This window comes from Thiemannella venezuelensis, assembly GCF_014203605.1.
Taxonomy (GTDB): Bacteria; Actinomycetota; Actinomycetes; order Streptosporangiales; family Streptosporangiaceae; genus Planomonospora_A; species Planomonospora_A venezuelensis.
This window is the reverse complement of sequence record NZ_JACHJJ010000010.1, coordinates 52,778-67,575: the sequence shown is the minus strand read 5'-3', so window position 1 is coordinate 67,575 and position 14,798 is coordinate 52,778. Positions and strand designations below refer to the sequence as shown.

12 protein-coding genes and 1 pseudogene are annotated in these 14,798 nt (G+C 72.1%); 2 read left to right on the top strand and 11 right to left on the bottom strand.

Translation table 11 applies throughout. From position 1 onward, the window contains the following. Nucleotides 1-57: 57 nt before the first annotated feature. Entirely contained in the window at nt 58-987 is a 930-nt protein-coding gene (locus FHS22_RS16575) for a Ppx/GppA family phosphatase (protein WP_184942634.1), read from the bottom strand. Nucleotides 988-999: 12 nt separating this feature from the next. Then, nucleotides 1,000-1,401, bottom strand: coding sequence for a winged helix-turn-helix transcriptional regulator (locus FHS22_RS16570; protein WP_184942633.1), 402 nt, complete (start codon nt 1,399-1,401; stop codon nt 1,000-1,002). Nucleotides 1,402-1,520: 119 nt separating this feature from the next. On the opposite strand from FHS22_RS16570, the gene FHS22_RS16565 reads away from it, so the two are divergent. Next, nucleotides 1,521-2,519, top strand: a complete 999-nt coding sequence (locus tag FHS22_RS16565) for an NADP-dependent oxidoreductase (RefSeq protein ID WP_260407995.1) — start codon at nt 1,521-1,523, stop codon at nt 2,517-2,519. 29 nt (nt 2,520-2,548) lie between these two features. On the opposite strand, the pseudogene FHS22_RS39615 reads toward FHS22_RS16565, so the two are convergent. After that, nucleotides 2,549-2,803, bottom strand: a pseudogene (locus FHS22_RS39615) (alcohol dehydrogenase catalytic domain-containing protein); the annotation flags it as partial. Nucleotides 2,804-3,054: 251 nt separating this feature from the next. Here FHS22_RS39615 and FHS22_RS16560 point away from each other — a divergent pair. Continuing rightward, complete coding sequence (locus FHS22_RS16560) at nt 3,055-4,491, top strand: alpha/beta hydrolase family protein (protein ID WP_184942632.1); 1,437 nt, start codon at nt 3,055-3,057, stop codon at nt 4,489-4,491. A gap of 142 nt (nt 4,492-4,633) precedes the next feature. On the opposite strand, the gene araA is transcribed toward FHS22_RS16560, so the two are convergent. From araA to FHS22_RS16520, 8 genes are all read right to left on the bottom strand, one after another. Then, nucleotides 4,634-6,130, bottom strand: coding sequence for an L-arabinose isomerase (araA, locus tag FHS22_RS16555; RefSeq protein WP_184942631.1), 1,497 nt, complete (start codon nt 6,128-6,130; stop codon nt 4,634-4,636). Beyond that, entirely contained in the window at nt 6,127-6,795 is a 669-nt protein-coding gene (locus FHS22_RS16550; protein WP_184942630.1) for an L-ribulose-5-phosphate 4-epimerase, read from the bottom strand. The genes araA and FHS22_RS16550 overlap by 4 nt, the downstream gene beginning before the upstream one ends. After that, nucleotides 6,792-8,477, bottom strand: coding sequence for a ribulokinase (gene araB / locus FHS22_RS16545; protein WP_184942629.1), 1,686 nt, complete (start codon nt 8,475-8,477; stop codon nt 6,792-6,794). The genes FHS22_RS16550 and araB overlap by 4 nt, the downstream gene beginning before the upstream one ends. 47 nt (nt 8,478-8,524) lie before the next feature. Next, entirely contained in the window at nt 8,525-9,520 is a 996-nt protein-coding gene (yjfF, locus tag FHS22_RS16540) for a galactofuranose ABC transporter, permease protein YjfF (protein WP_184942628.1), read from the bottom strand. Then, nucleotides 9,517-10,599 carry an ABC transporter permease gene (locus tag FHS22_RS16535; protein WP_184942626.1) on the bottom strand — a complete coding sequence of 361 codons (1,083 nt, stop codon included), beginning with the start codon at nt 10,597-10,599 and terminating at the stop codon, nt 9,517-9,519. Before FHS22_RS16535 ends, yjfF begins: the two co-directional genes overlap by 4 nt. Further along, nucleotides 10,596-12,122, bottom strand: a complete 1,527-nt coding sequence (locus FHS22_RS16530) for a sugar ABC transporter ATP-binding protein (RefSeq protein WP_184942624.1) — start codon at nt 12,120-12,122, stop codon at nt 10,596-10,598. Before FHS22_RS16530 ends, FHS22_RS16535 begins: the two co-directional genes overlap by 4 nt. A 159-nt stretch (nt 12,123-12,281) precedes the next feature. Then, nucleotides 12,282-13,274, bottom strand: coding sequence for an ABC transporter substrate-binding protein (locus FHS22_RS16525; RefSeq protein WP_338047776.1), 993 nt, complete (start codon nt 13,272-13,274; stop codon nt 12,282-12,284). A 114-nt stretch (nt 13,275-13,388) separates the two neighbouring features. Then, entirely contained in the window at nt 13,389-14,378 is a 990-nt protein-coding gene (locus FHS22_RS16520; protein WP_184942892.1) for a LacI family DNA-binding transcriptional regulator, read from the bottom strand. Nucleotides 14,379-14,798 lie beyond the last annotated feature (420 nt).

Below are 14,798 nucleotides of genomic sequence, written 5' to 3'. Positions count from 1 at the left end.
GTGCCCGGCAAACCTGCGGCGGCGCAATAATGATCTTCGATGCCCCGGGAGGCCGGATCAGCCCGGCAGGGTGTCCAGATGGCGCAGGATGATCCCCTCCCGCAGCGCCCAGGGGCAGACCTCCAGCTCCCCGACCCCGAACAGGTCCATGGTGGCGTCCGCGACGATCGCCCCGGCGGGCAGCTGCCGTACCCGCCCCTCCGAGACCCCCGGCAGCCCCGCGCGCTCGGCGGCGTCCATCTCGGCGAGCCGCCCGGCCCACTCGGTGAGGTCGGCGTGCCGGAGCGCCCGGCGGACGTTCGGCCCGTCGCCGGAGGGCGCGGCCCCGGCGATCCGCGCCAGCTGCTTGAACGTCTTGGACGTCGCGACGGCGTGGTCCGCCTGGCCGTACCTGGCGACGTCGCCCACCGAGCGCGCGATCTCCGCCCGCACGTGCCTGCGCAGCGCCCGCACCTCCTCGGCCGGGGGCGGGTCGGCGGTGAACCAGCCCCGGGTCAGCCGCCCCGCGCCCAGCGGGAGCGAGATCGCCACGTCCGGCTGCTCGTCGATGCCCGAGGCGATCTCCAGCGAGCCGCCGCCGATGTCGAGCACCAGCAGCCGCCCCGACGACCAGCCGAACCACCGCCGCACGGCCAGGAACGTCAGCGTCGCCTCGTCCCGGCCGGAGAGCACCCGGATGTCCACCCGCGTCTCGTCCTTGATCTGCGCGAGCACCTCCTCGCCGTTGACGGCCTCCCGGACCGCCGAGGTGGCGAAGGCCATGAGCTCCTCGACCCCCTTGTCCTCGGCGATCCGCAGGGCCTCCTCGACGCACTCGCGCAGCCGCCCGGCCCCGTGCGCGGAGAGGCGGTCGCCGTCCTCCATGTGCTCGGAGAGCCGCAGCTCCACCTTGTGGGAGTAGGCCGGCAGCGGCCTGGCCCCCCGGTGGGCGTCCATCACCAGCAGGTGGACCGTGTTGGAACCGATGTCGAGAACGCCCAGTCGCATGGGTCGAAGTTACTACCCCGCCGGAGTCGATCTCCCCGGGACGTCGGGCAGGCTCCGCTCCTGGATCTCGTCGAGGTGGCGTTCGACCCAGGAGCGCAGCGCCGCCAGGGGCTCGGCGACTCCGCGGCCCAGCCCGGTCAGCTCGTACTCGACGTGCAGGGGGACGGCGGGATAGACCGTGCGCTCCACGAACCCCGCGTCCTCCAGACGGCGCAGCGTCTGGGTGAGCACCTTGGGGCTGACGCCCTCCAGGCGGCGCTGCAGCGCCCCGAAGCGCTGCGGACCGCCCTCCAGCGCCCCGATCGCCAGGGCCGCCCACTTGTTGGCCAGCAGGTCCAGCACCCCCCGGCACGGGCACTGCGCCGCGTAGACGTCGTGCTTGTCGTGCCGCCCCGTGGCGCAGGTCGCGGACATGGGAGATCCTTCCCGGCGCGGGCTCGATGCTTTCCGAAAGGAAGTAGTAGCCCTTGATAGTTACTACATCCCTGAAGATAGCTTGTCCGCTGCCTGATCCGAACCTGCGAGGAGAACCGATGACGCTCATGCGCGCGATCAGCCAGGACGCTTTCGGCGGACCGGAGGTCCTGCGTCCCGTACGGCTGCCCCGGCCCGAACCGCTCCCCACCGAGGTCCTGGTCCGCGTCGTCTCGGCCGGGGTCAATCCGGTCGACCACAAGACCCGCGGCGGGGGCGGCATCGCCGGAGTGCTCGGCGGCCCGCCGTCCGTCCTGGGCTGGGACGTCTCGGGAGTGGTCGAGGAGGTCGGCTTCGGAGTGCACACCCTGCGGCCGGGCGACGAGGTGTACGGCATGCCGTGGTTCCCCCGCCGGGCGGGCGGCTACGCCGAGTACGTCACGGCCCCCTCCCGGCAGTTCGCCCGCAAGCCCCGCTCGCTGGGCCACGACCAGGCGGCGGCCGTACCGCTGGCCGCGCTCACCGCCTGGCAGGCCCTGGTGGACGCCGCCGCGGTACGGCCCGGCGAGCGGGTGCTCGTCCACGCCGCGGCGGGAGGCGTCGGGCACTTCGCCGTGCAGTTCGCCAAGCACCTCGGGGCGCATGTGACCGGCACCGCACGTGCGGACAACCACGGGTGGCTGCGCGAGCTGGGAGCCGACGAACTCGTCGACTACACCGCGACCCGTTTCGAGAAGGAGGTGGACCGGGTGGACGTGGTCATCGACCTGGTCGGCGACGAGCACGACTCGACCGGCACCCGGTCGCTGGACGTCCTGGCTCCCGGCGGCCTCCTCCTCGCGATCCCGTCCGGGGTCTCCCCCGAGCTGCTCCGGCGGGCGGAGGAGCGCGGCGTGCGCGCCGCCCCGTTCCTGGTCGAACCGGACGGCGCCGCGCTGGCCCGCATCGCCCGGCTGATCGACGACGGCCGCGTCAGGGTCGAGGTCGAGGAGGTGTTCCCGCTGGAGCGGGCCGCCGAGGCGCACGAGCGCCTCGCGCGGGGCCGCACCCGCGGCAAGCTCGTCCTGCGCGTCGCCGGCCCGGAGCCGGCGGCGTCCACCGCGGCCCGCTCGGCGTAGCCGCCCGACCCGCCGGTGGAGGTGACCACCCGCCTGCCGGCCAGGTCCTCCCCCGCCCCGGGGCCCACCGCCGCGACGACGCCGCCGACGCCGTTGCCCGGGATGACCGGGAGCCCGGCCTTGAACGGGCCGAAGCCCCCCGCCCGGAACTGCGTCTCCACGAACGTGATGTCGGCGAACGCCACCTCCACCAGCGCCTGCCCCGGACCGGCCACCGGGTCCGGGGCCTCCCCCGCGACCAGTACCTCCGGCCCGCCGAACTCCTTCAACCACACCGCGCGCATCAGATCGCTCCCGTCGGCTCGACTTCCGGTGGTGATCCTGCGGCCTCAACCGCTCTTGAGGTCAAGGCAGCGGGCCCGGTGCCGGGGAGCGGCCGTCCACCCGGGACTCAACCGCCCTGCGGACGGAGCCGGGGATGAGCGGCGTGTGCGACCTGGGTCGCGCGGGCGCGGGGCGCGGTGCGACCCCGGTGGCATGGGGTTTCGGTCTCGGGAGGGATGGGCCGGCACGGGTTCCCCGTGAGGATGGGCTCATGACCGAAACGATCACCGGCCTGGGCCTGTCCCTCCTAGAGCTCCTGGTCCTGCTGGGGACCGTGGCCCTGATGGCGGCCCGCCTGCTGCCGACCGGTGTCCGCCGGCCGTTCGCCCTGGCCGCGGCGGCGGCCGTCGTGCTGTGCGGGGTGGCGCTGGCCGTGTCCGGGGCTCGCTGGCAGATGCTGCCCGCACTCGCCGGTGCCGCGCTCGCGCTGTTGTTCACCGCCCCTTCCGCGCTGCGGCGCCGTACCGGGGAACCCGCGCGGCGGGCCCGGTGGGGGGCGATCCTGGGGGCGGTGGTGTGCCTGGGCCTGGTCGCCGGGAGCGCGGTGGCGGCGTGGGCGCTGCCGGTGCCGGTGTTCCCCGCGCCGACGGGCCGCTACGCGGTCGGGACCACCGTGGTGCAGTGGGACGACCCGGCCCGCCCGGAGACCGCCACCCCCGATCCCGATGACCGGCGCACGGTCGTGGTCCAGCTCTGGTACCCCGCACGCGCAGGCTCCGCGCGGGCGGGCTACCTCGGCCGCACCGAGCGGGAGGCGCGTACGGTCTCCCGCGGCCTCGCCGCCTACCTCGGCGCTCCCGGCTTCGTGCTCGACCACCTCCCGCGCGCCCGCACCAACGCGGTGCCCGGCGCGGCGGTGGCCGAAGGGAACGAGCGGTTCCCCCTCGTGCTGTTCTCCCCCGGGCTGGGCGGGGTGCGCACCCAGAACACCGCCTGGGCTGAGGAGCTGGCCTCCCAGGGTTACGTGGTCGCGGCCCTCGACCATCCCTACGACTCGGCCGCCGTCGTCCTCGCCGACGGCCGTACGGTCCGCACGCGGGTCGCGGCGACCGGCGACCAGGCCGAGGACGGCAGGCGGTCGGCCCGCTGGACCGCGGTACGGGCCGCCGACCTCAGTTTCGTCCTGACCCGGCTCGGCAGCCTGGACCGGGGAGAGACCCCCGGCCCGCTGACCGGACGCCTCGACACCCGCCGGGCCGCGGCGACCGGGCACTCCCTCGGCGGAGGCGCGGCCTTGCAGGCCGCCCACCAGGACCCCCGGTTCGCGGCCGTCATCGACCTGGACGGCTTCCCCCACGACCCCGACCCGCGGCCCTTCCACCAGCCGGCGCTCGCCCTCACCCAGGCCATCGGCCCGGACACCGACCCGGACTACATCCCCGGCCTCACCCGCGTCCTGGAACTCGGCACCGCGACGAACTACCGGCTCACCGTCCCCGGCTCGGAGCATCTGACTTTCACCGACGCACCGCTCTACCTGCCGCCCGTGCCCGCGCTCGCAGGCTCTCTGGGCCGCACCGAGGGGCCGCGCATCACCGCGGCCGCCAGCGTCGCGTTCCTGGACGCCGTACTGCGGGACGACCCGGCGGACCCGGCCGCGCCGCTGTCGGCCTACGGCGATCTCACCACCTATCGCGCGGACGGCTGAGAAGGGCTGGATGACCGGGCAGCCTCCCCGGGGCCCGGATCGCGCACCGTACGGGCGGCGCCGGATCACGCCGCCCCACGGCTCGCCGTACCGGCGCCGCTTTTTCAGCCCGGGTGCGCGCCGTACGGCCACCCGCGCCGTACTAGAACCCCTGGGCCAGGCGGTAGTAGGCCTGGTTCCAGCGGATCTCCTTGGTGAACTGGCGGGTCGTGGTGTCGGCGTCGATGACCAGCAGCTCGACGCCGAGCATGTCGGCGAAGTCGGTCAGCTCCTCGGTCCCGACCGCCGCCGAGAGCACGGTGTGGTGCGGGGCTCCGGCGGTCAGCCACGCCTCGGCGGAGGTGCGCATGTCGGGGCGGGGCTTCCACACCGCGCGGGCCACGGGGAGGTTGGGCAGCGGCTCGGCCGGGGTCACGACGTCGATCTCGTTGGCGACCAGCCGGAACCGCTCGCCCATGTCCGCCAGGCCGACGACCACGGCCGGTCCGGGCTGGGCGTCGAAGACGAGCCGGACCGGGTCCTCCCGGCCGCCGATGCTCAAGGGGTGGATCTCGCACGAGGGGGTGCCGGCGGCGATGGTCGGGCAGACCTCCAGCATGTGCGCGCCGAGGATGAGCTCCTGGCCGGGCACCAGGTGGTAGGTGTAGTCCTCCATGAACGACGTGCCACCGGGCAGCCCGGCGGACATCACCTTCAGGGTGCGCAGCAGCACGGAGGTCTTCCAGTCGCCCTCGCCGCCGAAGCCGTACCCGTCGGCCATGAGCCGCTGCACGGCCAGGCCGGGGAGCTGCCGCAGGCCGCCGAGGTCCTCGAAGTTCGTGGTGAACGCGCCGAAGCCGCCGGCCTCCAGGAAGCCGCGCAGGCCCAGCTCGATGCGGGCGGCGTAGCGCAGCGAGTCGTGCCGCTCGCCCCCCGCGCGCAGCTCGGGCGCCATCTTGTAGGCGTCCTCGTACTCCTGGACGAGCGCGTCCACCTCGGTGTCCGCCGCGGCGTCGACGGCGGCGACCAGGTCGTTGACCCCGTAGGTGTTGACCGAGACCCCGAAGCGCAGCTGCGCCTCGACCTTGTCGCCCTCGGTGACGGCCACGTCGCGCATGTTGTCGCCGAACCGGGCCAGCTTCAGCGAGCCGACCTCGGCGCGCCCGGCGGCGGCACGGGCCCAGGCGCCGATGCGCGCGGCCACCGACGGGTCCTCCACGTGGCCGGCGACGGTCTTGCGGGGCACTCCGAGCCGGGACTGGATGTGGCCGAACTCGCGGTCGCCGTGGGCGGCCTGGTTCAGGTTCATGAAGTCCATGTCGATGGAGCCCCACGGCAGCGCCATGTTCGCCTGGGTGTGCAGGTGCAGCAGCGGGGTGCGCAGCGCGTCCAGCCCGGCGATCCACATCTTCGCCGGGGAGAAGGTGTGCATCCACGCGATCACGCCGACGCACGCGTCCGCGGCGTTGGCCTCCAGGCAGATCCGCCGGATCGCCCCGGCGTCGGTCAGCACGGGCTTCCACACCACGGAGAACGGCAGCGCCCCGTCCAGCGCCTCGGCGATGCGCCGGGACTGCTCGGCCACCTGGTGCAGCGTGTCCTCGCCGTACAGCCCCTGGCTCCCGGTCAGGAACCAGATCTCGCGCGCTTCGGTGTTCAACGGGGGCTCCTCTGTCCGTAGACGTTCTGGTAGCGGTCGTACAGGCTGTCGATGTCGGCCTGCGCGATGGGCAGCGGCGTGCCGAGCTGCCGGGAGACGTGCACCGTGCGGGCGACGTCCTCGCACATCACGGCGGCCTTGACCGCCGCCTTGGCGGAGGCGCCGATGGTGAAGACCCCGTGGTTCTGCATCAGGACCGCCGGGGAGCGGTGGCCCTCCAGCGTCGCGACGACGCCCTTGCCGATGTCGTCGCCGCCGATCAGCGCGAACGGCCCGACCGGGATCTCGCCGCCGAACTCGTCGGCCATGGCGGTGAGCACGCACGGGATCGCCTCGCCGCGCGCCGCCCAGGCCGAGGCGTAGGTGGAGTGGGTGTGCACCACGCCGCCGACGTGCGGCATGGCCCGGTAGACGTAGGCGTGGGCGGCGGTGTCGCTGGAGGGGGCGTAGTCGCCCTCGACCAGGTTGCCGTCCAGGTCGCACACGACGATCGCCTCGGGGGTCAGGTCGTCGTAGGAGACGCCGCTCGGCTTGATGACGAACAGGTCCTCGCCCGGCACCCGGCCCGAGACGTTCCCGGCGGTCCAGGCGACCAGGTCGTAGCGGACCAGCTCGGCGTGGAGGGCGCAGACGGTCTCCTGCAGTTCACGCACGCGGGGGTTCACGCGGTCACCTCGTTCCGCAGGGCGCGCAGGCGGTGCAGGACGTCGTTTCCGGCGGGGTCGTCATGGCGGTGCTCTCCTCGCCCGAAGTGGTCGTGCAGGCGGCGGTACTCGGCGTACAGCCGGTCGTAGGCATCGGCGCGCCCGGTGTCGGGCGTGTAGGCGGCCTCGGTGCGCTTGCCCATGGCCGCGGCGGCGGCGGCGATGTCGGGGTAGGCCCCGGCGGCGACGGCGGCGTGGATCGCCGAGCCGAGGGCCGGGCCCTGCTCGGAGCCGATCACCGAGATGGGGCGGCGCAGCACGTCGGCGTAGACCTGCATGAGGAAGCGGTTCTTCAGCAGGCCGCCGGCGGCGACGAACTCCTCGACCCGCACCCCCGCGTTCTCGAACGTCTCGACGATCATGCGGGCGCCGAACGCGGTGGCCTCGATGAGCGCCCGGTAGGTGTGCTCGGGCCGGGTCGCGAGGGTCTGGCCGACGATCACGGCGGACAGGTCGTGGTCGACGAGGACGGAGCGGTTGCCGTTGTGCCAGTCGAGCGCGACCAGGCCGTGCTCGCCGACCTTCTGCGCGGCGGCCAGCTCGGTGAGGTGCTCGTGCACGCTGCGGCCGAGCCGCTCGGCCTCGCGCTCGTAGGAGGCGGGCACGCAGGTGTCGACGAACCAGCCGAAGATGTCGCCGACGCCGGACTGGCCGGCCTCGTAGCCCCACAGCCCCGGCACGATCCCGTCGCGCACCACACCGCACATGCCGGGCACCTCGGCGAGGGCGTCGGAGGACATGACGTGGCAGGTGGAGGTGCCCATGATGGCGACCATCTGGCCGGGCCGCACGGCGTCGGCGGCGGCCGCGGTGACGTGGGCGTCGACGTTGCCGACCGCGATCGCGATCCCCTCGGGAAGCTTGGTCCACTCGGCGGCCTCGGCCGTCAGGCGGCCCGCCAGGCCGCCGAGTGGAGCCAGTTCCCGGCCGAGCTTGCCGGTGAAACCGGCGAGGGCGGGATTCAGCCCGGCCAGGAAGTCGTCGGACGGGTAGGAGCCGTCCTGGTGGATGCCCTTGTACCCGGCGGTGCAGGTGTTGCGGGTCTCCACGCCGGTGAGCTGCCAGATGATCCAGTCTGCGGCCTCGATCCAGCGCTCGGCGCGGCCGTACACCTCGGGGTCCTCCTCCAGCACCTGGAGGGCCTTGGCGAACTGCCACTCCGAGGAGATCTTCCCGCCGTAGCGGGGCAGCCAGGACTCGCCCCGCTCGGCGGCGAGGGCGTTGATCCGGTCGGCGTGCGGCTGCGCGGAGTGGTGCTTCCAGAGCTTGGGCCACGCGTGGGGCCGCTCCGCCAGCCCTTCGGCCTCGCACAGGGGCGTGCCGCCGGCGGTGGCGGGCAGCACCGTGCAGGCGGTGAAGTCGGTGCCCAGCCCGACGACCTGCGAAGGGGAGATGCCGGAGGCGGCCACCGCCTCGGGCACCGCGGTGCGCAGCACCTCGCGCCAGTCCTCCGGCGACTGCAGCGCCCAGTCCGGCCCCAGCTTCACGTCCGTGCCGGGCAGCCGGTCCTCGATCACGCGGTGGGCGTACTCGTGTACGGCGCTGCCTACCTCGGCGCCGTCGGACACCCGGACCACGACGGCGCGTCCGGACAGGGTGCCGAAGTCGACGCCGATCACATAGTGATCGTTGTTAGCGTTCACATTCTTCCCCGAATCAGAAGGGACATAGAGGGCGACTCCATTTCGCGTCAGGACCGCCGCGCCGAGATCAGGCGCTGCAGCAGGATGAAGACGAACAGCAGCAGGCCAATGAAGATCTTGGTCCACCAGGAGCTGAGGGTTCCCTCGAAACTGATGATCGTCTGGATCAGGCCGAGGACGAGCACGCCGAGGACGGTGCCGAGCAGATAGCCCGACCCGCCGGTGAGCAGCGTCCCACCGATGACGACCGCCGCGATCGCATCCAGCTCCATGCCGAGCGCGTTGAGGCCGTACCCGGAGAGCGTGTAGAGCGAGAACAGCACGCCGCCGAGCGCGGAGCAGAAGCCACTGATCGTGTAGACCGCGATCTTCGTCCGGGCCACGGGCAGACCCATGAGAAGCGCCGACTGCTCGCTGCCCCCGATGGCGTAGACATTTCGCCCCAACCGGGTGTAATGCAGCATATATGCCGCAACGAGAACTACCGCCAGGGCGATGACGACGCTCACCGAGACGTACATCTCGCCGGGCAGGGCGATCTGCGTCTGGGCGACGGCCGTGTAGCCCTCCTCCGTGATCGAGATCGAGTCGGTCCCGATGACGTAGCACAGGCCCCGGGCCAGGAACATGCCCGCCAGCGTGACGATGAACGGCTGGATGTCGAAATAGTGGATCATGCAGCCCATCACCAGGCCCAGCGCCGAGCCGATGAGCAGCACCAGCGGGACCACCGCCAGCGGTGACCAGCCGTGGTCCGTCATGAGGGTCGCCGTGACCATCGTGGAGAGCGCGACCACCGCGCCGACCGACAGGTCGATGCCCCCGGTGAGGATCACGAAGGTCATGCCGACCGCGACGACCAGCAGGAACGCGTTGTCGATGAAGACGTTGAGCACGACCTGGCCGGAGGCGAAGGCCTCGTACCGCAGGCCGCCGACCGTGAACATGGCCACCAGCAGGCCCGCCGTCACCATGACGGGGAGGTAGCGCTGCCGGCCGCGCAGCGACGCGGAAGGGCCGGCGGTCAGGACGTCCGAGCTCATGCCGGCACCTTCACCTTCGGGTCGGCGCTCGCCGGCGCCGCCTGGGGACGGCGGCGGCGGCGGTTGAGGGCCTTCTCGCGGAAGGCGGGGGACTGCAGCAGGCACACCGCGGTCACGACGAGCGCCTTGAACAGCAGCGTCGTCTCCGGCGGGATGCCGATGGAGTAGATCGTGGTGGTCAGCGTCTGGATGACGAGCGCGCCGAGCACGGTGCCGCCGAGGGAGAAGCGGCCGCCCGCCAGGGACGTGCCGCCGATCACGACGGCGAGGATGGCGTCGAGCTCGATCCAGAGACCGGCGTTGTTGCCGTCGGCACTGGAGACGTTCGAGCTGATCATCAGTCCCGCGATGCCCGCGCAGAGCGCGCAGAAGGCGTAGACCGCCACGATCAGCCCCCGCGAGCGGATGCCCGCCAGCCGGCTCGCCACCGCGTTGCCGCCGACGGACTCGATGAGCAGCCCCAGGGCCATCCGCCGGGTGAGGAACGCGGTGATCCCGAGCACGGCCAGCACGATCAGCACGCCGAACGGCAGGGTGAGCCAGTAGCCGCCGCCGATGAGCTTGTAGGGGGCGCTGTTGACGGTGAGGATCTGCCCGTCGGTGATCAACTGGGCGAGACCGCGGCCCGCCACCATGAGGATGAGCGTGGCGATGATCGGCTGGATGCCGATCCCGGCGACCAGGACCCCGTTGCACAGCCCCAGGAACAGCGCGAGTCCCAGGGCCACGCCGACGGCCGTGAGCACGCCGGTCACGCTCTGCTGGTCCTCCAGGCCGGTGATCCAGAGACAGGACAGGGCCCCGGAGATCGCCACCACCGAGCCGACCGACAGGTCGATCCCGCCGGTGGCGATGACGAGGGTCATGCCGATCGCGACGAGGATCAGCGGCGCGCCGAACCGGGCGATGTCGATCAGGCTGCCGTAGAGGTGGCCGTCCTTCAGCTCGACGGACAGGAAGCCCGGCGTGAAGAACACGTTGGCCAGCAGCAGCAGGACGAGCACGGCCGCCGGCCAGAAGAGCCGGTGCCTGATCACGGCAGCGGCGCTCACGCGCGGCCCCCGCTCGCGGGCGTTCATGCGCGGCCTCCGCTCGCGATGGTCTCCATGAGGACTCCGGTGGTCAGGTCGTCGTCGTTGGGCAGCTCGGCCACCAGCCGCCGGTCCCGCAGGACCCCGACCTTGTGGCTGAGCCGGAGCACCTCCTCCAGCTCGGCGGAGATGAACAGCACCGCCATGCCGCCGTCGGACAGCTCCGCGACCAGGCGCTGGATCTCGGCCTTGGCGCCGACGTCGATGCCGCGGGTGGGCTCGTCGAGGATGAGCAGCTTCGGCTCGACGATCAGCCAGCGGGCCAGCAGCACCTTCTGCTGGTTGCCGCCGCTGAGGTTCTTCACCGGCCGGTCGGGGTCGGCCGGCCTGATCTTCAGCGCGTTGACGTACTTGTCGACGAGCTCGTCCTGGGTGCGGCGCGGGATCGGCCGGGCCCACCCGCGGGCGGCCTGGAGGGCCAGGATGATGTTCTCCCGGACGGTCAGGTCGGGGATCAGGCCCTCGGCGCGGCGGTTCTCCGAGCAGAAGGCGATCCCGTGGTTCGTGGCGGCGCGCGGCGTGCGCAGCGTCACGGGCGCGCCGCCGACGGACAACTCGCCGGTGGTGGCGTGGTCGGCGCCGAACAGCAGGCGCGCCACCTCGGTGCGGCCGGAGCCGAGCAGCCCGGCCAGGCCGACCACCTCCCCCTCGTGGATGGTGAGGGTGAACGGCTCGACGGAGCCGGGGCGGCCCAGCGCCCTCGCCTCGGCGAAGGGCCGCGAGCGCTCTGCCGCCGCGATGTCCTTGGGCGCGTTCTCGAGCGTCTCGAGATCCTTCAGCTCCTTGCCGATCATCTTTCCGACCAGCTCGACCTGGCCGAGCTCGCTGGTGAGGTACTCCCCCACCAGCCTGCCGTCGCGCAGGATCGTCATGCGGTCGGCGATCTCGTAGATCTGGTCGAGGAAGTGGGAGACGAACAGGATGGCGATGCCCTCGGCCTTGAGCCGGCGCATCACCCGGAACAGCTGCTCGACCTCGCCCGCGTCGAGGCTGGAGGTCGGCTCGTCCAGGATCAGGACCCGGGCGGAGACGTCGACCGCGCGGGCGATGGCGACCATCTGCTGGACGGCCAGGGAGCAGGAGGACAGCGGGGCCGACACGTCGATGTCGAGCTCCAGCCGGGCCAGCAGCTCGGCGGCGCGGCGCCGTACCTCCTTCCAGCGGATCCGGCCCAGGCGGCGCGGCTCGCGGCCGATGAGGATGTTCTCCGCGACCGAGAGGTTCGGGCAGAGGTTGACCTCCTGGTAGACCGTGCTGATCCCGGCCTGCTGCGCCGCCAGGGGGCCGGTGAAGGACACCGGCGAGCCGTCCAGCGTGATCTCGCCGCCGTCGACGGCGTGGACCCCGGTGAGGACCTTGATCAGGGTCGACTTGCCGGCGCCGTTCTCGCCCATCAGCGCGTGCACCTCTCCCGGCAGGAGCCGGAAGTCGACGTCACCGAGGGCTCTGACGCCGGGGAACTCTTTGCAGATCCCGCGCATTCGCAGGATCGGGGCGGGTGCGTCGTCCATGCGGCGTCCCTCTCCTCTTCAACTGGTCCTCTGGTCCGTGGGTTTCCCGATTCACCGGGTTCACGTGGTCCGCCGCGCCCGCCGGCCCGGATCTCACCGGGCCGGCGGGTTCCCGCGACGGGGCGCTCCGGAGTGCGAGTCCGGAGCGACCCGCCCGCGTCAGTACTGGCGGGTGGGCAGGGCTTCCTTCGCCTGCTCCTGGGTGAACGTCGTCTCCTCGGTCACGACCCGGGCGGGCACCTGCTCGCCCTTGACGACCTTCTGGGCGAGGTCCATCAGTTGCGGGCCGAGCAGCGGGCTGCACTCGACGATGTAGTTGATCTTCCCGTCGGCCAGCGCCTGCATGCCGTCCTTGACGGCGTCGACCGTGATGATCTTGATGTCCTTGCCCGGGACCTTGCCCGCGCCCTCGATCGCCTCGATGGCGCCCAGGCCCATGTCGTCGTTGTGGGCGTAGAGCACGTCGATGTCCGGGTTGGACTTCAGGAAGGCCTCCATGACCTCCTTGCCCTTGGCCCGGGTGAAGTCACCGGTCTGCGAGGCGATCACCTTGAACTTGGGGTCGGCCCCGATGACCTCGGCGAAACCGGCCTTGCGGTCGTTGGCGGGAGCCGAGCCGGTGGTGCCCTGCAGCTCGACGATGTTCACCGTGTCGGTGGAGTCCTTGTACTCCTCCACCAGCCACTGGCCGGCCTTCTTGCCCTCCTCGACGAAGTCGGAGCCGAGGAAGGTCTTGTAGAGGCTGGTGTCCTGCGAGTCGACGGCCCGGTCGGTGAGGATCACCGGGATCTTGGCGTTCTTGGCCTCCTTGAGCACGGTGTCCCAGCCGGACTCGACGACCGGCGAGAAGGCGATCACGTCGACCTTCTGCTGGATGAACGAGCGGATCGCCTTGATCTGGTTCTCCTGCTTCTGCTGCGCGTCGGAGAACTTCAGGTCGATCCCGGCCGACTCGGCCGACTCCTGGACGGACTTGGTGTTGGCGGTACGCCAGCCGCTCTCCGCGCCGACCTGGGAGAAGCCCATGGTGATCTTGTCGTCACCACCGCCCGGTCCCGCTTGCGACGCCGACGTCGTCCCGCCGCTCCCGCAGCCGGCCATCGTCATCACGGTGGCGCCGACAAGCAGCAGCGCCGACATCCTCTTGAACACGTGGGGGGTCCTTTCGTTATGTGAGCGCTAACATCGTTGCCCGAGGGCTGCGCCCTGTCATCTTCATGCGGCCCCGGGGGGGGCCGTCGTGCGGCTGTGCGCCGCGCGGTACGGCTACCGCCGGACCGGAGCGGTGCTGGCCCTGACCTTGAACAGCGGCGGAACCACCAGCCTCTCGCGTGAGCGGTCCTGCCCCGCCTCGATCTGCCGGAGCAGTATCCCGATGCTGTTGCGGCCCACCGCCCCGAAGTCCTGGCGGACCGTGGTGAGCGGCGGGGAGAAGAACTCCGACTCGGGCACGTCGTCGAAGCCGACGACGCTGACCCGCCCGGGCACCTCGACGCCCGCCTCGGCGAACGCCCTCAGCACCCCCAGCGCCATCTGGTCGTTGGCCACGAACACCGCCGTGACCTCCTCCATCTGCGCCAGCCTCTGACCCGCCTGGTACCCGGAGCGGGGACTCCAGTCGCCGGGCAGGATCTCGGGGACCGCCCTGCCGTGGGCGGCCAGCACCCCTCGCCAGCCCGCGATGCGGCCCTCGGCCTCCAGCCAGTCCGACGGGCCGCTGACGTGCCAGACGGTCTCGTGGCCCAGGCCGATCAGGTGCTCGGTGGCCAGCCTGGCCCCCTCGACCTGGTCGACGCTGACCACGGAGACGTCTCCGGCGTGGTCGCCCTCGACGGCCACCATGGGCACGTCCGCCGGCAGGTCGGCCAGCGCGCGGGCCGCCGACCGCTGCGGGGCGACCACGACGATGCCGTCGACGCCCTGTTCGGCCAGGTAGTCCAGCGCGTCGTGCACCCCGGCCCGGTCGATGGTCCGCAGGCTGACGATGCTGACGAAGTATCCCGCCTCCCTGGCGGCCTGCTCGATGCCGTAGACCGTGCTGGCCGGGCCGTACAGCGTGGTGTCGAAACTCACCACGCCGAGCGTGCGGGAGTGGCGGGTGACGAGGGCGCGGGCGACCAGGTTGCGGCGGTAGCCGAGCTGGTCGATCGCCGCCAGAACCCGGGTACGGGTCTCGGCGCGGACGTTAGGATGGTCGTTGAGCACACGCGAGACCGTCTGGTGCGACACTCCGGCCACCTTGGCCACGTCGGCCATCACCGGAGAGCGGCGCCCTCGGCTGATAGAGCTCACCGGTGCTCCTTTCCTCGTCTGAGGAGACTGTGAGCGTTAACATCCCTCACCGTCAAGGGGCTCTTCCATTACAGTGCGGTCACGGGCGCCCGTCCCGACCGCCCGCTCCTGATCTGCCCGAAACATGCACTCCCGGCGACTCCCCGCACTCCGGTGCGGCGGGCGAAGGTCACCGGTCGCCCGGGACCTCGGTCACTCCGCCCCGGCGCCCCTCCGGGCGGCGCCGCCCTCCCGCCGGCGGCGAGCCGGACCGCCTCCCCCGGTTTCTCCAGGGCTTCCCCGTCCCGCCGGGGACCGCGAGGGGGTTTTTCGAGAGTGACTTTGTACCCTTCTGACCGGTTAACCTCGATGTCACGTTGCTGTTACGAACCTTGACAGGCATCC

Coding starts and splice junctions, on each gene's coding strand:
- FHS22_RS16575 (WP_184942634.1), bottom strand. CDS start 987: ATGCGACTGGGCGTTCTCGACATCGGTTCCAACACGGTCCACCTGCTG.
- FHS22_RS16570 (WP_184942633.1), bottom strand. CDS start 1,401: ATGTCCGCGACCTGCGCCACGGGGCGGCACGACAAGCACGACGTCTAC.
- FHS22_RS16565 (WP_260407995.1), top strand. CDS start 1,521: ATGACGCTCATGCGCGCGATCAGCCAGGACGCTTTCGGCGGACCGGAG.
- FHS22_RS16560 (WP_184942632.1), top strand. CDS start 3,055: ATGACCGAAACGATCACCGGCCTGGGCCTGTCCCTCCTAGAGCTCCTG.
- yjfF (WP_184942628.1), bottom strand. CDS start 9,520: ATGAGCTCGGACGTCCTGACCGCCGGCCCTTCCGCGTCGCTGCGCGGC.
- FHS22_RS16535 (WP_184942626.1), bottom strand. CDS start 10,599: ATGAACGCCCGCGAGCGGGGGCCGCGCGTGAGCGCCGCTGCCGTGATC.
- FHS22_RS16530 (WP_184942624.1), bottom strand. CDS start 12,122: ATGGACGACGCACCCGCCCCGATCCTGCGAATGCGCGGGATCTGCAAA.
- FHS22_RS16520 (WP_184942892.1), bottom strand. CDS start 14,378: ATGGCCGACGTGGCCAAGGTGGCCGGAGTGTCGCACCAGACGGTCTCG.